This window comes from Bosea sp. Tri-49 (assembly GCF_003952665.1).
In the GTDB taxonomy this organism is placed as follows: domain Bacteria; phylum Pseudomonadota; class Alphaproteobacteria; order Rhizobiales; family Beijerinckiaceae; genus Allobosea.
Map to the genome: position 1 here is coordinate 2,942,398 of NZ_CP017946.1, position 20,402 is coordinate 2,962,799.

The 20,402-nt window shown below is 66.4% G+C and carries 20 protein-coding genes; 5 read left to right on the plus strand and 15 right to left on the minus strand.

The window, feature by feature from the left end; translation table 11 throughout:
• Nucleotides 1–190: 190 nt before the first annotated feature.
• On the plus strand, nt 191–790 hold the full coding sequence (locus BLM15_RS14455) for a superoxide dismutase (RefSeq protein ID WP_126113417.1): 600 nt from the start codon (nt 191–193) through the stop codon (nt 788–790).
• A 71-nt stretch (nt 791–861) separates the two neighbouring features.
• On the opposite strand, the gene BLM15_RS14460 is transcribed toward BLM15_RS14455, so the two are convergent.
• Together BLM15_RS14460 and BLM15_RS14465 are read right to left on the minus strand one after the other, a co-directional pair.
• Complete coding sequence (locus BLM15_RS14460; protein WP_164547518.1) at nt 862–2,523, minus strand: methyl-accepting chemotaxis protein; 1,662 nt, start codon at nt 2,521–2,523, stop codon at nt 862–864.
• Nucleotides 2,524–2,696: 173 nt separating this feature from the next.
• A complete protein-coding gene (locus tag BLM15_RS14465) occupies nt 2,697–3,527 on the minus strand; it encodes a ChbG/HpnK family deacetylase (RefSeq protein ID WP_126113419.1) in 831 nt (276 codons plus the stop codon).
• A gap of 172 nt (nt 3,528–3,699) precedes the next feature.
• On the opposite strand from BLM15_RS14465, the gene BLM15_RS14470 reads away from it, so the two are divergent.
• Entirely contained in the window at nt 3,700–4,659 is a 960-nt protein-coding gene (locus BLM15_RS14470; RefSeq protein ID WP_236846666.1) for a glycosyltransferase family 2 protein, read from the plus strand.
• A gap of 98 nt (nt 4,660–4,757) precedes the next feature.
• Nucleotides 4,758–6,284 (plus strand): murein biosynthesis integral membrane protein MurJ, encoded by a 1,527-nt coding sequence (gene murJ / locus BLM15_RS14475; protein ID WP_126113421.1) that lies wholly within the window; start codon nt 4,758–4,760, stop codon nt 6,282–6,284.
• A gap of 1 nt (nt 6,285) precedes the next feature.
• Here murJ and BLM15_RS14480 read toward each other — a convergent pair whose 3' ends face one another.
• The 4 genes from BLM15_RS14480 to BLM15_RS14495 form a co-directional block, all read right to left on the minus strand.
• Nucleotides 6,286–7,266, minus strand: coding sequence for an NAD(P)H-dependent flavin oxidoreductase (locus tag BLM15_RS14480; protein WP_126113422.1), 981 nt, complete (start codon nt 7,264–7,266; stop codon nt 6,286–6,288).
• A 6-nt stretch (nt 7,267–7,272) separates the two neighbouring features.
• Nucleotides 7,273–8,139, minus strand: coding sequence for a branched-chain amino acid aminotransferase (locus BLM15_RS14485; RefSeq protein WP_126113423.1), 867 nt, complete (start codon nt 8,137–8,139; stop codon nt 7,273–7,275).
• 149 nt (nt 8,140–8,288) lie between these two features.
• Complete coding sequence (locus BLM15_RS14490; RefSeq protein ID WP_126113424.1) at nt 8,289–8,606, minus strand: AzlD family protein; 318 nt, start codon at nt 8,604–8,606, stop codon at nt 8,289–8,291.
• Nucleotides 8,593–9,321 carry an AzlC family ABC transporter permease gene (locus BLM15_RS14495; protein ID WP_126113425.1) on the minus strand — a complete coding sequence of 243 codons (729 nt, stop codon included), beginning with the start codon at nt 9,319–9,321 and terminating at the stop codon, nt 8,593–8,595. The genes BLM15_RS14490 and BLM15_RS14495 overlap by 14 nt, the downstream gene beginning before the upstream one ends.
• 127 nt (nt 9,322–9,448) lie before the next feature.
• On the opposite strand from BLM15_RS14495, the gene BLM15_RS14500 reads away from it, so the two are divergent.
• Nucleotides 9,449–10,057 carry a 4'-phosphopantetheinyl transferase family protein gene (locus tag BLM15_RS14500; RefSeq protein WP_126113426.1) on the plus strand — a complete coding sequence of 203 codons (609 nt, stop codon included), beginning with the start codon at nt 9,449–9,451 and terminating at the stop codon, nt 10,055–10,057.
• A gap of 8 nt (nt 10,058–10,065) precedes the next feature.
• Here BLM15_RS14500 and BLM15_RS14505 read toward each other — a convergent pair whose 3' ends face one another.
• The 7 genes from BLM15_RS14505 to pheS all read right to left on the minus strand — a co-directional run bounded on the left by BLM15_RS14505 (nt 10,066) and on the right by pheS (nt 18,570).
• On the minus strand, nt 10,066–10,809 hold the full coding sequence (locus BLM15_RS14505) for a TerC family protein (protein WP_126113427.1): 744 nt from the start codon (nt 10,807–10,809) through the stop codon (nt 10,066–10,068).
• A 19-nt stretch (nt 10,810–10,828) separates the two neighbouring features.
• Nucleotides 10,829–11,533 carry a TerC family protein gene (locus tag BLM15_RS14510; RefSeq protein ID WP_236846667.1) on the minus strand — a complete coding sequence of 235 codons (705 nt, stop codon included), beginning with the start codon at nt 11,531–11,533 and terminating at the stop codon, nt 10,829–10,831.
• Nucleotides 11,534–11,606: 73 nt separating this feature from the next.
• The gene (locus tag BLM15_RS14515; protein WP_126113428.1) at nt 11,607–12,686 is read right to left on the minus strand and encodes a tartrate dehydrogenase; all 1,080 of its coding nucleotides are present in this window, start codon (nt 12,684–12,686) and stop codon (nt 11,607–11,609) included.
• On the minus strand, nt 12,683–13,585 hold the full coding sequence (locus tag BLM15_RS14520) for an alpha/beta fold hydrolase (protein WP_126113429.1): 903 nt from the start codon (nt 13,583–13,585) through the stop codon (nt 12,683–12,685). The genes BLM15_RS14515 and BLM15_RS14520 overlap by 4 nt, the downstream gene beginning before the upstream one ends.
• Before the next feature lie 273 nt (nt 13,586–13,858).
• Nucleotides 13,859–16,282 (minus strand): phenylalanine--tRNA ligase subunit beta, encoded by a 2,424-nt coding sequence (pheT, locus tag BLM15_RS14525; RefSeq protein ID WP_126113430.1) that lies wholly within the window; start codon nt 16,280–16,282, stop codon nt 13,859–13,861.
• Entirely contained in the window at nt 16,279–17,466 is a 1,188-nt protein-coding gene (locus BLM15_RS14530) for a glycosyltransferase (protein ID WP_126113431.1), read from the minus strand. Before BLM15_RS14530 ends, pheT begins: the two co-directional genes overlap by 4 nt.
• A gap of 21 nt (nt 17,467–17,487) precedes the next feature.
• The gene (gene pheS, locus BLM15_RS14535; protein WP_126113432.1) at nt 17,488–18,570 is read right to left on the minus strand and encodes a phenylalanine--tRNA ligase subunit alpha; all 1,083 of its coding nucleotides are present in this window, start codon (nt 18,568–18,570) and stop codon (nt 17,488–17,490) included.
• A gap of 222 nt (nt 18,571–18,792) precedes the next feature.
• On the opposite strand from pheS, the gene BLM15_RS14540 reads away from it, so the two are divergent.
• Nucleotides 18,793–19,554, plus strand: coding sequence for an LOG family protein (locus BLM15_RS14540; RefSeq protein ID WP_126113433.1), 762 nt, complete (start codon nt 18,793–18,795; stop codon nt 19,552–19,554).
• A gap of 115 nt (nt 19,555–19,669) precedes the next feature.
• Here BLM15_RS14540 and rplT read toward each other — a convergent pair whose 3' ends face one another.
• Complete coding sequence (gene rplT, locus BLM15_RS14545; RefSeq protein ID WP_126113434.1) at nt 19,670–20,044, minus strand: 50S ribosomal protein L20; 375 nt, start codon at nt 20,042–20,044, stop codon at nt 19,670–19,672.
• 28 nt (nt 20,045–20,072) lie between these two features.
• Nucleotides 20,073–20,273: a 50S ribosomal protein L35 gene (gene rpmI / locus BLM15_RS14550; protein ID WP_091831700.1), complete on the minus strand. Its 201-nt coding sequence runs from the start codon at nt 20,271–20,273 to the stop codon at nt 20,073–20,075.
• Nucleotides 20,274–20,402: the final 129 nt, after the last annotated feature.

The following is a 20,402-nucleotide window of genomic DNA, read 5'->3' on the forward strand; positions in this document are numbered from 1 at the left end:
CGGGGCCACCTCCCCGTGCGACGCAAGCCGGCCGTGCCGGAATTCTCAGGCCTCGGCGGTTGCCGCTGCGGACCGGGCGGCTTAACTAACAGGCGAATGGCGGGGTGTTCCGCCGGGCGTACATTGCCCATGCGTTGCGTCATTGCAGCCATTCTCACGTCGCGATTTCGACAGCCCAAGGAGAGGCCCCATGTCCTTTACCCTGCCCGATCTTCCCTATGCGCATGACGCCCTCCAGCCCTTTATGTCGAAGGAGACGCTGGAGTACCACCACGACAAGCACCACCTCGCCTACGTCAACAACGGCAACAACGCGATCAAGGGCACGGAATTCGAGGGCAAGTCGCTCGAGGAGATCGTCAAGGGCTCCTACGGCAAGAACCCGGCCGTGTTCAACAATGCCGGCCAGCACTACAACCACCTTCACTTCTGGAAGTGGATGAAGCCGAATGGCGGCGGCAAGCTGCCGGGCGCGCTGGAGAAGGCGATCACCGATTCGTTCGGCTCGATCGACAAGTTCAAGGAAGACTTCGTCGCCGCCGGCGTCGGCCAGTTCGGCTCCGGCTGGGCCTGGCTCGAGGTCAAGGGCGGCAAGCTCGCCGTCAGCAAGACCCCGAACGGCGAGAGCCCGCTGGTCCATGGCGGCACGCCGATCCTCGGCGTCGACGTCTGGGAGCACTCCTACTACATCGACTACCGCAATCGTCGCCCGGACTATCTCAAGGCCTTCCTCGATAGCCTGGTGAACTGGGACTACGTCGCCGAGCTCTACGACGGCGCCAAGGCCTGATCCGCACAGATCAATCGATGAGACGGATGCAGACGGGGCCCGCAAGGGCCCCGTTTCATTTGCCTCGGCCTTCAGGCGGCGACGCGCTTGAGGAACTGGTCGACGGTCGAATCGAGCCGCATCGCCTGGGCCGAGACCTCGCCTGCGGCGTCACGAACCTGTTCGGCCGAACGCCCGGTCTCCTCGACGCTGTCGGCCAGCACGCTGAGATCGCTCGAGACCGAGAGCGCCGAAGTGCTCGCCATGGCGACGCCGCTCGCGATCTCTCCGGTAGCGATCGCCTGCTGCTCGATCGACGTCGCAACCGAATTGGCGAAGTTCTCGATCGCTCCCATGCGGCTGGCAATGTTCTGGATCGCATCAACGACCTCGGTCGTCGCGCCCTGGATGGCGCCGACCTGGCTGACGATCCGGTCGGTGGCGTCGGCCGTCTGGGACGCCAGGCTCTTCACCTCGGCAGCGACGACGGCAAAGCCGCGCCCGGCTTCGCCGGCACGCGCCGCCTCGATCGTGGCGTTGAGCGCCAGCAGGTTGGTCTGCGCGGCAATGTCGCGAATGAGGTTGACGACTTCGCCGATGGCACGCGCCGTCTCGTCCAGCGCCTGGACCGAGCCTGCCGTGTCGCGGGACGCCGAGGCGGCCTCGACGATCTCGGTGCGGACGCGGCGGATCTGGAACTCGACCTCACGGATCGCAGCGCCCATCTCCTCGGCAGCCTGGGCCGCATTCTCGACATTGGCCGAGGCGCCGTGCGAGTTTTGGGCGGCACGGGCGGCGCGCTCTGACGACTCGGCCGCGACGCGGGCCAGACCGTCTGACGCCTCGCCCATCCGGTCGGCATTGCTCTTGAAGGCTTCGAGCGCGACGCCGACCTCACCGCGGAACAGCGCGATCGCCTCCTCGGTATGTTTCTGCTGACGGTTGCGTTGCGCCTCCGTCGTCAACTGCTGTTCCTGCAGGCTCGCCCGCTCGGCAAGGCGCAGTTTGAGCACGCCGAGAGCGCGTGCGATCGCACCGATCTCGTCCTGCCGACCGACAGCGTCGATCGGCGTGTCGAGCTTGCCGTCGGAAATGTTGACGATGGCGCGGGTCATGCTCTTCAGCGGACGCATCGTCCGTGACAGTGAGATCCACAGCAACGGCCCAAGGACGAGAAGAAGGGCGATGCCGATCCCGATCGTCAGGAACTGCTCCCAGGCCGAACGTGCGATCAGCCGGGTCTTGTCGAAGCGCAGCGCGACGTAGCCGATCTGCTTCTGGAAGCCTCCGACCTTCACCGTGAGCAATTGCGTCACATAGGTCTTGTCCTCGAGCCGCAACGTATTCTGCTCGCTGAGGACGTCCCAGGCTTCGCGCCCCATCAACTTGGCGAGCCTGTTCGGTGTGAACGAGAGCCGCGCCTCGTCGTTGCGGCCGGCCGAGGCGAAGGCGACGAGGTCATCAGCGACGAAGCCGGCGTCGAAGTCGGGATCGCGCTTCAGCGACTCGAGAATGTAGCTCAGGGTGATGGTGTCGCGCGCCAGGATCATCGGCGGCGAGGCATGCGCGATCATCGCGGTCAGCGACATCATCTTCTGCTCGAGGTCGCCGCGCGTCTTGGTTTCGTTGTAGCGGGCGGCCGCGATGACGACGAAGACGATGGCGACAGCGACGATGGCGACGGCCGCTCCAGCGATCTGGCTGCTGAGCGAACGCATCACCGTCTCGACCTGGCCGATCTGCGGCACAGCCACCTGCGATCGCCGCGACCGCGACTGTAACCAGGTCATCACGCTCATATCCCGCGAACTCCAGACCCGACGCTTCCCGGACAGGTCGGGGTCGGCAAGGACACGATGCTCGATCAGGGTAAATTTTCGATTGCGTATGGACGATGCTTGCACGCCCCTCGACAGGGCTGCCGGATCTAGGCAAGCACCTCGAAACGGCCGATCCTCAGTCCCTGAGGTGGCTCGAAGGTCGTGAGCACCCCATGCTCCACAGGCCGCGTCGCGACGACCGGGTCGAGTGCGACGAGCTCATCGTCGACATGGCCGGGATGGCACATCACCAGATGCGCCGGACCGGGATTGACGAGAAAGGCCGTCAAATCGGCGGCGAAGTCGCGCCCGGCGTCGAAGGGCGAGAAGCCCGAGAAGCCGCAATTGGTCGGGATACCACGCCGGGCCGCAGCGCCGCGCAAGCCGGTTGCGAGGCCGGCGACCGTCAACGCCTTGCCGACGGCGACGCCGCGCGCGCGGATCGCCGCGATGGAGTCGGACGGGTCGCGCAGATAGACCGAGCCGGCGGGATAGCGGGCGGCCAACGCGTCGAGCACCGCGCGGCGGATGCCGGGCAGGACATGGACATGCTGGTGACCGTCGACGAAATCCGGCGCCCTGCCGAGATACTGCTCGAAAGCGTCGAGCTGGCGGCTGATCTCGCTGGCGATCTCGCCACGCGCGGCACCCGAGCGCAACGCCAGCGGCGCGAGTTCGCCGAGCTTCGGCAGATTGCCCGAGGGCGCCACGGTCGGCATCGCCGCAAGCGGCGCCGCGCAGGTCAGATTGAGATGAAGCCCGAGATCGGCGCGGCCAGTGAACGCCGCCAGCTCACCTGCCAGTCGCGGCCAATGCGGACGGTTGGTCATAGCCCCCGTAGCCGAGAGCTTGCCAGTGGCGAGCAGCTCCAGGATCGAGCGGCTGACGCCCTCCGTCATGGCGAAATCGTCGGCGCAGAGCACGAAGCTGCGGGTCATGCCGGCTGTTACCCCCTATTCATCAGCGCTGGTATATGGAGCCTGTGGCTGGCCCCATGATGTCAGCCCTAGCCGAGCAATGAAGGCCCCGAAAGTGTCGTCCGCGATCGCGCCCACTTCTGTCTCCGCCGGAACAGCATCGCCCGCCTTGCGGCCAGAGCTCTCGGTCATCGTGCCTGTCTACAATGAGGCTACCAATCTCGAGCCGTTGATCGCACGGTTGAAGCCGATCCTCGATGCCCATGTCGCGTCTTGGGAGATCGTCTGCGTCGATGACGGCAGCCGCGACGGCACGCTCGCCGCGCTGCGCGCCCTGCACGCGCAGGACAGCCGGATCAACGCCATCTCCTTCAGCCGCAATTTCGGCAAGGAGGTCGCGATCGCCGCCGGGCTCGACCATGCCGATGGCGATGCCGTGGTGATCATGGACGCCGATTTGCAGCACCCGCCGGAGGTGATCCCCACCTTCCTGGCGAAATGGCGCGAGGGCTTCCTCAACGTCTATGGCCAGCGCACCGACCGCGCCGGCGAAGGCCGACTGAAGCGCAATTTCGCCAAGGCGTTCTACAAGCTCTTCGCCAGCTTCGGCGAGACGGAGCTGCCTGAGGGCGCCGGCGATTTCCGCCTCCTCGACCGGCGCGTGGTCGAGGCGCTGCGCGCCCTGCCCGAGCGGGCGCGCTTCTCGAAGGGCCTCTATGCCTGGGTCGGTTTTCCGGCGACGGGAGTGCCCTTCGCGGTCGCCGACCGCGCCCATGGCGAGAGCAAGTTCCGCTTCAGCAAGCTTTTCAGCTTCGCCTTCGATGGAATCTCCTCATTCTCGACCGTGCCGCTCAAGATCGCGACCTGGCTCGGTGTGCTGATCGCGATCGTGGCTACACTGACTGGCCTGTATTTCATGGTCCGGACGCTGCTTTTCGGCACCGACCTGCCCGGCTTCCCCTCGCTGATCGTCTCGATCATGTTCTTCTCCGGCATCCAGCTGATCTCACTCGGAATGATCGGCGAATATGTCGGGCGCATCTTTGCCGAGGTGAAACGCCGGCCGCTCTATCTGGTCGGCGAGCGCGTCGGTTTCGACAAGCACGACAGCTCCCCTCCGCACAGCGACGCCCTGCCGCCGTCGATGCGGTAAGGACAGCAGCGGAGCCCTGTGCTGGACCATCTCGCGCGACGCAGATATGCGACTAGGTTCAGTCCGGCCTGCCGACCCCGGCGGCCCCGAGTGGCGCGATGCTGAGAAAGATCCTCTCCGTCAGCGGCTTCACGCTGCTCTCGCGGCTGTCCGGCTTCCTCCGCGACATCGTGCTCGCGGCTACGCTCGGCGCGAGCGGGCTGATGGACGCCTTCTCGGTGGCGCTGCGCCTGCCCAATCACTTCCGCGCCATCTTCGGCGAAGGCGCCTTCAACCAGGCCTATATCCCGGCCTATAGCCGCATCCGCGAGCAGTCGGGTGAGGCTGCCGCAGCGCAGTTCTCGAACCGCGTCTTCTCACTCAACCTGATCGTCCAGCTCGTCTTGCTGGCGCTCGCCATCCCCTTCATGCCGGAGCTGGTGCGGCTACTGGCGCCTGGCTTCGTCAACGATCCCGCCCGCTTCGATCTCGCCGTCACGCTGACGCGGATCACCTTCCCCTATCTGCTCTTCGTCACGCTGGTGACGCTGCTCTCGGCCAATCTGAACGCCGTCGATCGCTTCGCGGCCGCGGCAGCGGCACCGATCCTCCTGAACATCTGCCTGATCGGGGCGCTCTTCACCGCTTTCCTGTTCCCAAGCGCAGCCCATGCCGCCGCCTGGGGCGTCGCCGTCGCCGGCGTGCTCGAATGGCTGCTGCTCTGGATCTCGGCGCGGCGTGTGGGCGTATCGGCGGCGCTGACGCGGCCTCGCTTCGATGGCGAGGTGAAGAGCTTCTTCAAGGCTTTCGGCCCGGCAGTGATCGGCTCTGCCGGCGTGCAGATCGCTCTCTTCGCCGACACGATCATTGCCTCGCTCCTGCCGACCGGAGCCTATTCGGCGCTCTACTATGCCGAGCGCGTCTACCAGCTGCCACTCGGCGTGATCGCGATCGGCGTCGGCACCGTTCTGCTGCCGACGATGAGCCGCGCCATCGCCGCCGGCAACGAGGCCAGAGCGGAAGCCGCCCAGAACCGGGCGATCGCGCTGACCTTGGTCGCAGCAGCCCCTTTCGCTGCCGCCTTCCTCGCCTTCCCGGAACTGATCGTCGGGGCGCTGTTTGAACGCGGCCGCTTCGACGAAGCGGCGACGCAGGCTGCGGGCGCCGTGCTCTTCGCCTATGCGATCGGCCTGCCCGCGACCCTGCTCATCCGCGCCCAGGTCTCGAGTTTCCAGGCGCGGGGCGACACGACCACGCCGATGCTGGTCTCGCTTGCTGCCATCGCCGCCAATGTCGGGCTGAAGCTGCTGCTCTGGAAGAGCCATGGCGCACCGGGCCTTGCCTTCGCCACCGCCGTCGGCGCCTGGATCAATCTCGGCGCGCTCTATGTGCTGGCGCTGAAACGCGGCTGGACCAATCCCGATCGCGGCCTGTCCTTGCTGATCCTGATCGTCGGCGTCGCCGCCGGTTTCGCCGCGCTGGTCGCCCGGCTGCTGGCCGAGCCGCTCTACGGCATGCTGATCTCGTTCCCTTACGAGCCGCGGCTGATCGCGCTCGCCATACTGAGCTTTGCGGCTGCCTGCATCTACGGCGCGGTCGCGCTCGGAGGGCTCAGATCGGCCGGGCTCTGGCGGTTGCTGCGCTAGTTCAGCCCGCTACGAGCCTGGCTCCTGCCTTCAGATGGCCGGCTGCCTCATCCACCATGCGCGCGACGATCTCGCCGGCGGAGGGGATGTCGGAGATCAAGCCTGCCGCCTCGCCGAAGACGACCGCCGCCTTGTCGGGGTCACCGGCCATGAAGGCCTCGCGATAGGCCGGCGCCTCCGCCTCGATCGTAGCGCGCAGCTCGGCATCACGGCCGCGCCATCTGGCGATGAAGGCATTGTCGCTGACGCGGATGTCGAAGGGCCGCGGCCAGTCGAGCCGGCGCGCGATATCGGGCAGGGCTGAGCGCACCGTCTCGTCGCCCGTCGCCGCGACGGCAGCGGCATGGTGGTTCGGATGGACCAGCGCCTCGCGGCTCGCCCAGAAGCGCGTGCCGACCAGGACGCCGTCGGCGCCGAGCATCAGGGCCGCGGCAAGGCCGCGTCCATCAGCGACGCCCCCGGCAGCGAGCAGAAGCGTGTCCGGACTCTCGCGGGCCAGGAGGTCGGCGACCTCCGGCACGAGCGGAAGCGTGCCGCGGTTGTGACCATGCCCGCCGGCCTCGGCGCCCTGCGCGACGATGATCGCGGCGCCTGCCTCCAGCGCCGCCCGGACATGGCCGAGATTCTGGCATTGGCAGATCAGCGGCACGTCGGCAGCGGCGATCTCGGCAGCGAAGGGCATGGGATCGCCGAAGGAGAGCATCAGCGCCGCCGGCCGGTGCGCCAGCACCTCGCCCAGCAGATGCGGCTGCTTTGCGAGCGACCAGGTGATGAAGCCGCAGCCGGTGCGGGTGTTACCGGCTGCGGCGTATTGCGTGCGTAGCCAATCGGCGTCGCCATAGCCGCCGCCGATCAGGCCGAGACCGCCAGCGCGTGTCACGGCCGCGGCAAGCGCTCCGCCGCCCGCCAGAGCCATCGGCGCCGACAGGATCGGGTGCTCGATCCCGAGGCGCTCGGTCAGGCGGGTGACGAGGCGGACCATTTGGCCTCAGGCGCCCTTGCTGTGGGCGAAGTCCATGTAGAGCTCGCGCGCCTTGCGGAACATCGGGCCGGGCTGCAGTTCGCGATCGTCGATCTTGTAGATCGGCATCACCTTCGAGTAGTTGCCGGAGGAGAATATCTCGTCGGCCTGCTCGAAATCCTCGTAGCGCAGCGAGATCTCCTCGACGGTGACCCCGGCCTGGCGTAGCAAGCCGATCGTGCGCTGGCGCGTGATGCCGTTGAGGAAGGTGCCGTTGACGGCAGGCGTCTTCACCACGCCGTCCTTGGCGAGGAAGACGTTGGACGTGCCAGTCTCGGCGACATTGCCGAGCATGTCGAGGACGAGCGCGTTGTCGAAGCCCCTGCCCTTGGCCTCGCGCAGGATGCGGGCATTGTTCGGATAGAGACAGCCGGCCTTGGCATCGGTCGGCATGGTCTCGAAGGTCGGGCGGCGATAGACGCCCTTGGTCACCGAGAAACCCTTGCCCGGATCGCCCATCGGCGCCTCGAACAGGCAGAGCGCGAACTGCGTCGAGTCGGGATCGCCGATGATGGTGGAGGGGCCGTCGGCCTCGGCCCAATACATCGGCTTGATGTAGAGCGCCGTGCTATGGTCGAATTTCTTCACGCCTTCGGCCGTCTTGGCGATGATCTCCTCGGCCGACACCGTGGCCTTCAGGCCCATCGCCGCGGCGGACCGGTTCACGCGGGCGGCATGCCGGTCGAGATCGGGCGAGACGCCGTTGAAATAACGGGCGCCGTCGAAGACTTGGGAGGCCTGCCAGGCGGCGTGGGTGCGCGGCCCCATGATGCCGGGGTTACCCTCGCGCCACTCGCCATCGAACCAGGTCCATGTCTGCGAATACCAGGCCATCATGCGCTCCGATTGGTCAGCTAAAAAGCGAGAGCCGGCACCGTCCGCCGCAGGCAAGGCGGCGTCAACATGCCGGCGAACGTTTGATGTGATGGATGCGATCGTAGCCAGTGATGGATCATCGTATCAGGCGCCATCGCGCCCGAGCGTCAGAAACCGGCGGCGCGCATCAGGGACACCACGCCCATGCCGATGAGCAGCGCGAGCAACTCGCTGCGCCGGATGGCCATGCTGGCGATCGCGGCCAGCAAAGCGAGGCCGGCGGCCAGGCCGAGGCGCTCGATCAGCGGCAGCACGGTCGCGACCACGATCGAGCCGGGCAAGGCCGCAAGACCGCGCCGGACCCGCGGCGTCAGCGGGATGAAGCCCATCAGCACGACGCCGGAGATGCGGCAAAGATAGGTCGCGAGCGTCATGGCGAGGATGGCGAGATAGGGCCCCCAGCTTCCGGGTTCAGGCAGGGTCATCGAGGAAAGCCCCTGCCACGGCGCCGGAGAGCGCGCCCACAATGATGAAGGCATAGCCGTCGACGAGGCGCACAGTGATCAGCGCGACGACGCCGGCGATGATCCAGGGCAGCGCTCCGCGCTTGCCGCGCCAGAGCGGCACGATCATCGCCGCGAAGAAGATCGGCATGACGAGGTCGATGCCATATTGGCGCGGATCTGCGACGAGCGCGCCAAGCAGATAGCCCGGGACGGTCGCCGCCACCCAGACGAGCCAGAGCACGAGGCCTGCGCCAATCAGCACGCCGAGATCGCGCCCGCCTTCGCCATGGTAGCGCGTGCCGATCAGCCAGTTGGCGTCGGTGAAGAAGAAGAGGTGCGCCGCGTTGACCAATTTGGGATGGCGCGCGAACCAGGGCTGCAGCGACGCTCCCTGCAGCACCATGCGCGCATTCACCGTCGCGGTGACGACGGCAAGGCCCGCGATTGCGCCCCAGCTCCACTCCGGCCGCCAGAGCTCCATGGCGACGAGCTGGGAGACGCCGGCATAGACCAGCGCGCTCATCAGCACGGCCTCGAACAGGCTCAGACCCTTGGCCGAGGCGGCGGCGCCGAAGGCCACCGAGAAGACAACGATGCCCGGCATCAGCACGGCGACGCGGCGGACCCCGAGCCGCATGCCGGCAAGGGTGAGCTGCGCTGGGGCCAGTGGCTCGGGTTTCAGATCGGAAGGCATGGTCCCTCGAACCGGTTTCGCTGGCTTACGTCAACGCCCTGCAAGCTCCAGGCCTCCATGAGCGCCGCGCAAAGCGAGCCGAGGCCGTCTCCTTCCGCGGCAAAGCGCGGTGCACTAGAACCGCGGCATGCAATGGCTCTCCTCCGCTAACGACACTGCCCCTGCCCTGCCAGCCGTCTGGCTGATCGCGACGCAGGCGCAGCCTGCAAACTTGCCCGAGCGCGCGGAACTACGCCGCTCGCTTGCGCGCAAGGTACTGGCCCGCCAGTTCAGTCTAGCAGAGGATGCTGTCGAGATCGGGCATGAGCCTGCGGGTCGGCCACTGATCGTCTCCCCGCACGGCTCCGGGCTGCACCTGTCGCTCGCGACGCGCGAGGGTCTCGTCGCGATAGCTCTGGCGCATCAGCCTGTTGGCGTCGATGTCGAGCAGGTTGCGCTCGCAAGCGAACCGCCGCTCGCTGTGCTGCACCCCGACGAACGAAGCTGGCTCGAGGGCCTCCCCGCCTCCGCCCGGCCTCTGGTCTTCGCCCAGCTCTGGAGCGCCAAGGAGGCCTATGTGAAGGCGCTCGGCACCGGCTTCGCACGGGCGCCAGAGAGCTTTGCCGTGCAGCTCGACGGGACCGGACGCTTCACCGTCGGCGACGAGCAGGATGGGCGCCACGCCAGCGGCTTCATCCAGCTCACGAAAAACGGCGGCCATGAAACCATGGCCGCCGCGTTCGTCATGCTCGATTGAGGTAGATCTTAGCCCGGCTGATCGACCGGCTTCTTCTTGAGGAGGTAGCCGGCGACGACAACGACCAGCGCGCCGACCACTGCCGCCGTATAGAACGGCACCTTCGCAGGCAGGAGGCCGACCGGGTTGACGTCGGAGACCGGCACACTGACGACCCAATTCGGCATGTTCGCCTGCAACCATTGCAGCACCGCCATGTCGCTGAGCAGCATCTCGCCGGCGATCCAGCCGAGCAGGGCCGCGCCGAGCCAGATCAGGATCGGGAAGCGCTCGAGGACGGTCGAGAGCATGCGGGCGCCGAAGATGATCAGCGGAATGGTCAGCAGCAGGCCGAAGATGAAGAGCTCGAAATGTCCCCGCGCCGCTGCGGCGATGGCGAGCACGTTGTCGAGGCTCATCACCGCATCGGCGATGGCGATGGTGCGCACCGCCTTCCAGAGATTGTCACTGGCCTCGATATCGCTATGCGCCTCTTCCTCGCCTTTGGCGAGCTTGATCGCGATCCAGAACAGAAGGAGCGCGCCGACGACCTTCAGGAAGGGGACGGCGAGCAAATAGGTGACGACGATCGCGAAGATGATGCGCAGGCCGACAGCAGCGCCGGCGCCGAGCCAGATGCCGACCTTGCGCTGCTTCTCCGGCAGCGAGCGCACCGCGAGCGCGATGACGACCGCGTTGTCGCCGGAGAGCAGAAGGTCGATCCAGATGATCTGGAGCAATGACGTCCAGAAAGCGGAAGATGCGAAATCCATAGGTCGGTCAGTCCCTGTGTCAGAGGGCCGGATCTGGCCGGCGATGCTTGAGGAAGTAGCCAAGGCCGAGCACCAGAACGGCGCCCAGAATAGCAGCGGGATATTCGAGCTGGTGGGCCAGCGTCTCGCCGAGCTTGCCGATCAGCCAGGGATCGGTCTCGAACATCTCGCCCGCGACCCAGCCGAGCAGGCCGGCACCGGCCCAGACCAGTACCGGGAAACGACTGAGCAGCGAGGTGATCAGCGAGGCGCCGAGCACGATCAGCGGGATCGAGATGATCAGGCCGCCGACCAGCAGCGGGATCGAGTCCTTGGCGACGGCAGCGATGGCGAGCACATTGTCGAGGCTCATGACGATGTCGGCGATCGCCACCGTCTGCACCGCCTTCCAGAGCTTGCTGCTGGCAGCGACCGCATTCTCGTCGCTCTCGCCGTCCTCAATGATCAGCTTGACCGCGATCCAGACCAGCAGCGCCGCGCCGACGATATGCAGGAAAGGCATGTTGAGAAGGGAGGCGATCAGCACGGTGAAGACGACGCGCAGCAGCACCGCCACGCCGGCGCCGAGCGCGATACCCTTGGCGCGCTGCTCGGGGGCGAGCGCGCGGCAGGCAAGGGCGATCACCACCGCATTGTCGCCCGACAGCACGATGTTGAGCGCGATGATCTCGAAGAGCTTGCCCCAGAGCGCCGGGTCGAGCAGCGAAAACGTCAGATCGGGCACCTGTTCCCCCCTTCTTAAGTCTTACGTCTGATCGGCGCCGACCACAGCTTGTGGTCATGCGCCGGCCTTGTCGTCAACCCAGCGCCTGCTCGATCGCCTTGCCGGCAGCCTCAGTATTCAGGCTACCGCCGAGATCGCGCGTGCGGGTGCGGGCGTCGCCGAGCGCGCGCTCGATCGCCGCCTCGATTCCCTTGGCCGCTTCATGCTCGCCGAGATGATCGAGCATCATCGCCCCCGACCAGATCTGGCCGACGGGATTGGCGATGCCCTGCCCGGCGATATCGGGCGCCGAGCCGTGCACCGGCTCGAACAGGGATGGGAATTCGGCGGTCGGGTTGATGTTCCCCGACGGGGCGATGCCGATCGTGCCGGTGCAGGCCGGGCCGAGATCGGAAAGGATGTCGCCGAACAGGTTCGAGGCGACGACCACGTCGAAGCGGTCCGGATTGAGCACGAAATGCGCGGTCAGGATGTCGATATGGTACTGGTCGACCGCGACGTCGGGATAGGCCTTGGCCATCTCCTTCACCCGCTCGTCCCAGTACGGCATGGTGATCGAGATGCCGTTCGACTTGGTCGCGGAGGTGAGCTTCTTGCGCGGCCGGCGCTGCGCCAGCTCGAAGGCGTATTTCAGCACGCGGTCGACGCCGACGCGGCTCATGATCGTCTCCTGGATGACGATCTCGCGCTCGGTGCCGGCATACATGCGCCCGCCAACCGAGGAGTACTCGCCCTCGGTGTTCTCGCGCACGACGAAGAAGTCGATGTCGCCGGGTTTGCGGCCGACGAGCGGCCCCGGCACGCCCGGCATCAGCCGCACGGGGCGCAGGTTGACGTACTGGTCGAACTCGCGCCGGAACAGCAGCAGCGAGCCCCAGAGCGAGATGTGATCGGGCACCTGGGCCGGCATGCCGACCGCGCCGAAGAAGATCGCGTCATGGCCGCCGATCTTCTCCTTCCAGTCGTCCGGCAGCATCTTGCCGTGCTTGGCGTAGTAGTCGCAGGAGGAGAAGTCGAACTCGTCGAGCTGGAGCTCGAAGCCGTACTTCTTCGAGGCAGCCTCGAGCACGCGCAGCCCCTCGGGCATGACCTCCTTGCCGATGCCGTCGCCGGCGATGGCAGCGATGCGGTAGACGCGATTGGTTCCGGTCATGTGTTCTCTCCGAAGAAGGCCGAGAATTCGGCGGCGACGAGATCAGGGATCTCCTCCGCCAGATAATGCCCACCCGGCAGGGCCCGGCCTTGGACGTTTTCCGCGCGCTCGCGCCAGAGCGCCAGCACATCGAAGCATTTTCCGACGGCGCCGCGATCGCCCCACAGCGCCAGCAGCGGGCATGCGACCTTCTTGCCGCCATCGGCATCGTCATGGGCGATGTCGATCGTCGCCGCGGCGCGATAGTCCTCGCAGCTGGCATGGATCATCGCGGGATCGCGAAAGCAGCGGAGATATTCGCTGAGCGCCGCCGGCTCGAACAGTTTCATGTCCGAGGCGCGCCGGCTCGTCCAGTAAAACTCCGGGTCGGCGCCGATCATCCGCTCCGGCATCGGTGCCGGCTGGATTAGGAAGAACCAGTGCCAATAGGCGCGGGCGAAGGCGTCGGTGGTGTCGCGATACATTTCGCGCGTCGGCGCGATGTCGAGAGTCGCCAGCTTCAACACCCGCTCGCCATGGTCCAGCGCCAGCCGATGCGCGACGCGGGCACCGCGATCATGCGAGCCGACGCAGAAGCGGTCATGACCCAGCGCGGTCATGACCTCGGCCATGTCCCGCGCCATGGCGCGCTTCGCATAGGGTGCGTGATCGGCCGCGCTCGGCGGCTTCTCGGAATCGCCGTAGCCGCGCAAGTCCGGGCAGACCAGGGTGAAGCGTTGTGCCAGCCGCGGAGCGATACGCCGCCACATGACATGGGTCTGCGGATAACCGTGGAGCAGGAGCAGCGGCGGCCCCTCCCCGCCCGTGCGGACGCGAATGCGCGCACCCGTCGTCGCGACGTCGAGCAGCCGGAAGCCGGGAAACAGATCGTCCACGACAGGGAGCTCGGTCAGCGACATCAGGCCTCTCAGACTGCAACAATCAGAGCCGATACCCGTATTTTCAAACGATTTCTTGCGCCGATTATTTCATAATCCTGATCAATAACGGCGGTGAGGCAAGCGCGGGATCCCCTCTCCCGGATGGCAGAGGGGTAGGGGTGAGGGACCGCCGCTGATTATTGATACGAAACGGCATCTTTGCGCCTTCTGCGGGTAGGGCAGGCCCTCATCCCTGCCCTTCTCCCACACGGGAGAAGGGTTCCCCGCGCCTCCTATTCCCGCGCAGTTTCCTTACCCGCGCAGCACAGCCCCATAGCGCTTGGCCATCTCGGCGACGATCTTGGCCGCGACGGCCTCGATCTCGGTGTCGGTCAGCGTCTTCTGGGTCGGCTGCAACGTCACCGCCAGCGCCACCGACTTCTTGCCGGCTTCGACGCCCGTGCCCTCGTAGAGATCGAAGACCCCGACATCGGAGACCAGGGCGCGGTCGGCATTCTGCGCACTCTTGGCCATCTCACCGGCCGCCACGGCCTTGTCGACGATGAAGGCAAAGTCGCGCGTCACCGGCTGGAAGTCGGAGAGCGTCAGCTTCGGCTTGACCTTGGTCGGCTTGTACTTGGGCAGCGGCAGCGCATCGAGATGGATCTCGAAGGCGACCAGCGGGCCCTTGACGTCGAGCGCCTTGAGCACGCGCGGATGAACCTCGCCAAAAGCGCCGATCACGCCCTTGGGACCGAACTGCAGCGTGGCCGAGCGGCCGGGATGGGCCCAGGCTGGACCGCCCGCGACGATCTGCAGGCCGCCGACCGGCACGCCGAGGCCGGAGAGCAGGCCGAACACGTCAGCCTTGGCATCGAAGGCGTCGACCGGCTTGGCCGCGCCGTCCCAATGGCGTCCGGCACCCTCAAGCCGGGCCGTGCCGCGGCGCAGGCCGGCAGCAGCGATGAGCTGGCCCTCCGGCTCGTCGCTCTGGAAGATCTGGCCGACCTCGAACAAGGCGACATCGCCGAAACCGCGATCGGCATTGGCTTGCGCCGACCGGATCAGCCCAGGCAGCAGCGAAGGGCGCATATCGGAGAGATCGGCCGCGATCGGATTGGCGAGCACGAGCTTGCGCGAGCCGCCGCCGAAGAGCTTGGCGGCATCATGCGAGATGAAGGACCAGGTCACGGCCTCGACCAGGCCGCGGCTGGCGAGCAGGCGCTTGGCCAGTCGCGTGCGCTTCTGCAGCACGGTCAGCACCGGCTTGATCACCTCGCCCTTGATGCGCGGCAGCGGCGCCGGATCGACACGGTCGATGCCGGCGATACGCAGTATCTCCTCGACCAGATCGGCCTTGCCCTCGACATCGGCGCGCCAGGAGGGCGGCGCGACCTTGACGCGCTCGCCGGCGCCGGAAACGTGGAAGCCGAGCGAGGTCAGCGCCAGCTTCATCTCGACAACCGGCAGGTCGAGCCCGGTCAGGCGCTTGACCTCGGACCAGGGGAAATCGATGGCGCCCGGGCTGTCGGGCAACTCTCCGGCGAAGACGACCTCGGACGGCTCGCCGCCGCAGAGCGTCATGATCATCTGCGTCGCCATGTCGAGGCCCGGACGCGTGAAGTCCGGATCGATGCCGCGCTCATTGCGGTAGCGCGCGTCGGAATTGATGCCGAGGGCGCGGCCGGTACGGGCGATGTTGAGCGTGTTCCAGAGCGCGCTCTCGACCAGCACGTCGGTGGTGGTCTCGTCGCAGCCGGAATGCTCACCGCCCATCACGCCGGCGATCGACTCGACGCCATTGTCGTCGGTGATCACGACCATCTCGTCGGTCAGCGCATAGGTCCTGCCGTCGAGCGCCAGCACCTCCTCGCCTTCCTTGGCGCGCCGGACGACGAGATCGCCCTTGACCTTGGCCGCGTCGAAGACGTGCAGTGGCCGATTGCGGTCGAAGGTCATGAAGTTGGTGATGTCGACCAGCGCGTTGATCGGGCGCAGGCCGATGGCACGCAGCCGCGCCTGCAGCCACTCCGGCGACGGACCGTTCTTGACGCCGCGGACCAGACGCAGCGCGAAGACCTGGCAGAGATTGCGGTCCTCCTCGGCGAAATCGAGCTTGAGGTCGACCGGGCATGGGAAGGTGCCGCGCACCGGTTGGACCGGCGGCGTCTTGACCGTGCCGAGGCCGGCGGCGGCAAGGTCGCGGGCGATGCCGGACACGCCGAGCGCATCGGCCCGGTTCGGCGTCACCGCGATCTCGATCACGGCGTCGCTAAGCCCGGCATAGATCGCATAGGGCTGGCCGACCGGCGCATCCTCGGGCAGATCGATGATGCCGTCATGGTCCTCGGAGAGTTGCAGCTCGGCCTCGGAAACCAGCATGCCATTCGACTCGACGCCGCGGATCACGCCCTTGCCAAGCGTGATGTCCTTGCCGGGGATATAGGTGCCCGGCGGCGAGAAGACGCCCTTCATGCCGGTGCGGGCATTGGGCGCGCCGCAGACGACCTGGACCGGCTCGCCCGTGCCGGTGTCGACCATGCAGACGCGCAGGCGGTCGGCGTTCGGGTGCTGCTTCGCCTCGATGACATAGGCGATGGTGAAGGCTGACAGCGCCTTGGCCTTGTCCTCGACGCCTTCGACCTCAAGGCCGATGCGGGTCAGCGCCTCGGTGATGCTGTCGAGCGAATCCGTGGTGTCGAGATGCTCTTTGAGCCAGGAGAGTGTGAACTTCATGGTGTTCCGTCGCTACGCATATTGGCTGCCGACAACGCCGGGGCGGCTTTATTCAGCTCGTCCTCGCCGTCCGTCTTGATCTTCATATCGTTGCCGCGCCAGCTCACCTCGCGGGCGACGAAGGCATAGGCCCAGATGCCGGGAAAGACGAGGTCGCGCACCAGATAGGCTGCAGGTGTGCGCCAGTTCACGAACCAGCCGACGCCCTTCGCCAGCACGATCTCACCGGCATACCAGACAGCCAGCACCGCAAGCACGGCCTGCCAGATCGCCAGCCCGAAAGCCGGCGCGGCGTAAGCGGCAAGCAGCGCCGGCACCAGCGGCCCGACCAGGATCTCCGGCGCGAAGAAGGGCAGGAAGGTAACGCGGCGCAGGCGCGCCCAGCGGAACTGGCGCTGCACCACTTCGCCAAGCTTGCGCGGCCCGAGCGGCTGCTCGAAGGGCTGGCCGACGAGATGGACATGCTTGCCGGCCTTGCGCACCAGCTTGGTCGCCGCCGCATCCTCGGCGATCTCAGCGGCCAACGCGGCGATGCCGCCATTGGCATCGAGGAAGGGCTTGTTCCAGAGCATCGACTTGCCCTGGGCGAAGCCGAAACCGAGCGCCTCGCCGGCATATTGCCAGCGTGCCTGGAAGGTATTGAGGAAGGCGCATTCGACCTCGGCGCCGAAGCAGCCCGGCCGCGAGCCTGCGGGCGTCGAGCAGACGAGACCGGTGTCGTCGCGCCAGGATTGCATCAGCCGCTGGATATAGTCCTTGGGCATCAGCACGTTGGAATCGGCGAGGACCACCCAGTCGTGGCGCGCCGCTTCCCAGCCCTTGACGCAGTTGTTGAGCTTGGGATTGGCGCTGACGGCGACGTCGCCGACGATCAGGCGGACGCGGTCCGCGCCATAGGTCGCGATCAGCTCCTCGATCAGCGGCACGATCGGGTCATGGCCGTCGGCGACGCAGAAGATCGTCTCATAGAGCGGATAGTCGAGCTCGAGGCCGGAGGTCAGCGTCTCCCGACTGAAGGTCTCGATGCCGCGCACCGGGCGCACGACCGTTACCGGCGGAGCGAGCTTCTGGAGACGCGACGGCGTCTGCCGGCGGCGCAGGCGCACGAAGGCGATCGCCAGGCAAAGCAGATTGGCGGCGACCATCAGCGCCGCGATCAGGCCAGCCCACTGCGCGCCGTTCATGCGTCTCCCCTCTCGGTCAGGTTACGAGGTCAACCCGCCGGTCAGGGTCGGCAGGTCGAGCGGGCGGAAACCGTAATGCGAGAGCCAGCGGATATCCGCCTCGAAGAAGGGCCGCAGGTCCGGCATGCCGTATTTCAGCATGGCGATGCGATCGATGCCCATGCCCCAGGCGAAGCCCTGATAGACATCGGGATCAAGCCCGCAATTGCGCAGCACATTGGGGTGGACCATGCCGCAACCGAGGATCTCGAGCCAATCCTCGCCCTCGCCGAAGCGGATCTCGCCATCCTTGCGCGAGCACTGGATGTCGACCTCGGCCGACGGCTCGGTGAAGGGGAAGAAGGAGGGCCGGAAGCGCATCTTGACGCCTTCGACCTCGAAGAACGCCTTGCAGAACTCCTCCAGCACCCATTTCATGTGGCCGAAATGGGTTTTCTTGTCGATGACGAGGCCCTCGACCTGATGGAACATCGGGGTGTGGGTCTGGTCGGAATCCATGCGGTAGGTCCGGCCCGGGCAGATCACCCGGATCGGCGGCTCCTGCGACAGCATGGTGCGCACCTGAACCGGCGAGGTGTGGGTGCGCAGAAGCTTGCGCTCGCCATTGGCATCGGGCGCGAAGAAGAAGGTGTCGTGCATCTCCCGCGCCGGATGACCGACGGGGAAATTGAGCTTGGTGAAGTTGAGATCGTCGGTCTCGACGTCCGGGCCTTCGGCGATCGAGAAGCCCATGTCGCCGAAGATCGCGGTGATCTCGTCGATGACCTGGCTGATCGGGTGGATGCGTCCGCGGGCTTCGGGCCCCTCGCGCACCGGCAGCGAGATGTCGACCCGCTCGGCCGAAAGCCGCGCTTCCAGAGCGACCTCGCCGAGCGCGTCCTTGCGGGCGCCGAGCGCCTGCTGGACGGTGTCGCGCAGGCCGTTGATGCGCGGCCCCTGCTCCTTGCGCTCGTCCGGCGTCATCGTGCCGAGCGTTTTCAGGAGGCCCGAGACCGAGCCGGACTTGCCGAGCGCCGCGATGCGCAGCTGCTCGAGCGCCGCCTCGTCGCCGGCCGCCTCGATCTCCCCAATCAGGGAATCGCGAAGGGTATCGATGTCGTTCATGCGAATTAGGTCCGTTTGCGAGGCACCTTCTAGGGTGTCCGGCAAGCGGATGCCAGCCTGAATCGCGCTGGCAAAGCATCCCGCTCGCGAGGTTTTTCGCGGTGGCCGCCACTCTAGCCGCAGGTTCATGACAATCGCGTCGCAATCATGCTTGCGCGGCAGGCAAGGGGCGACAGGACGGGTCCGGCGCGGCTATGCAATCCGAGCGACGGAGAAGCCAGCATGCCAGACAACAGCGCCCAGAAGAATTCGCCCTCCTACCGGATCGCTGCACTCGACCAGGACTTTCTCCTCGGCGACTCCATGCGCGGGGCGCGCTTCATGCTCGAATACCAGAAGGCCGAGGACAGCCTGCGGGCCCGCGGCATCCTCTCGACCATCGTCGTGTTCGGCTCGGCGCGGGTGCGCGAGGGCAATCCCTGGTACGAAGCGGCGCGCAACTTCGCCAGGATCGCCTCGGAGCGAGGCGGCGCGCTCGACGGCAAGGATCGCGGCCGCAACCATGTCATCGCCACCGGCGGCGGGCCGGGCATCATGGAAGCCGCCAATCGCGGAGCTACCGAGGCCGGCGCGGTCTCGATCGGCTTCAACATCACCTTGCCGCATGAGCAGGATCCGAACGCCTGGTCGACGCCGGACCTGACCTTCCGCTTCCATTATTTCGCGATGCGCAAGATGCACCTCGCCATGCGGGCGGCGGCGCTGGTGGTCTTCCCCGGCGGCTTTGGCACGCTCGACGAATTGTTCGAGATCATGACGCTGGTGCAGACTGGCAAGATGCCGCCGGTGCCGATCGTGCTCTACGACAGCGCCTATTGGCAGGGACTGATCAACCTCGAACGGATGGCCGAGGCCGGCTTCATCCGGGCCGAGGACCTCAAGCTGTTCTGTTATGCTGATACGCCTGAAGAAGCTTACCAGCGCATCCTCGACGGTGCCGGCGAGAACTGGACGCCGAAGGCGGTCGAGAAGGTGCAGACGTAAGCGGCATCCGGCACCTCTCGTCATGGTCGGGCTTGTCCCGACCATGACGGCGAACCCAAACGAAAAAGGCCGGCGTTTCCGCCGGCCTTTCTTAATTCCGTAGCGAAGAGGTCGCTCAGGCGGCCTTGGCTTCGGCGGCGAGCGCAGCCTTGACCGTCTCGACCACTGCAGCGAAGGCAGCTGCATCGTCGATGGCGAGGGCCGACAGGGTCTTGCGGTCGAGCTCGAGGTTCGCCTTGATCAGGCCGCCGATGAACACCGAATAGGTCAGGCCGTGCTCGCGCACCGCAGCGTTCAGGCGCTGGATCCAGAGCGCGCGGAAGGTGCGCTTCCGGTTCTTGCGGTCACGATAGGCATATTGCATCGACCGATCGACGGCCGCCTTGGCGGCGCGGATCGTGTTCTTGCGGCGGCCATAGAAACCCTTGGCGGCCTCGAAAGTCTTCTTGTGCTTGGCGTGGGACGTAACGCCCCGTTTCACGCGAGCCATGTTTAATCTCCGGAAAGGTTGTCAGGCGTTAGCCGTTGGGGAGGAAATACTTCTTCACGTTGGCAGCATCGCCCTCGAAAAGAACGTTCGTCCCACGGTGATTGCGGAGCTGCTTGTTGGTCCGCTTGATCATGCCGTGACGCTTGCCGGCCTGGGCATAGAGCACCTTGCCGGTTCCGGTGACCTTGAACCGCTTCTTGGCGGCCGATTTAGTCTTCATCTTGGGCATTTCAGCTCCTCATAGGTCGCGAGCGCGAACAATGCGCCGCTTCAATTTTGCTTTGGGAAGCAAAGTACGATCGCCACGGCAGCCCTTATCAGCCGGGCGATCGAAGGTGGCGCCTATGACAGAAAAGCC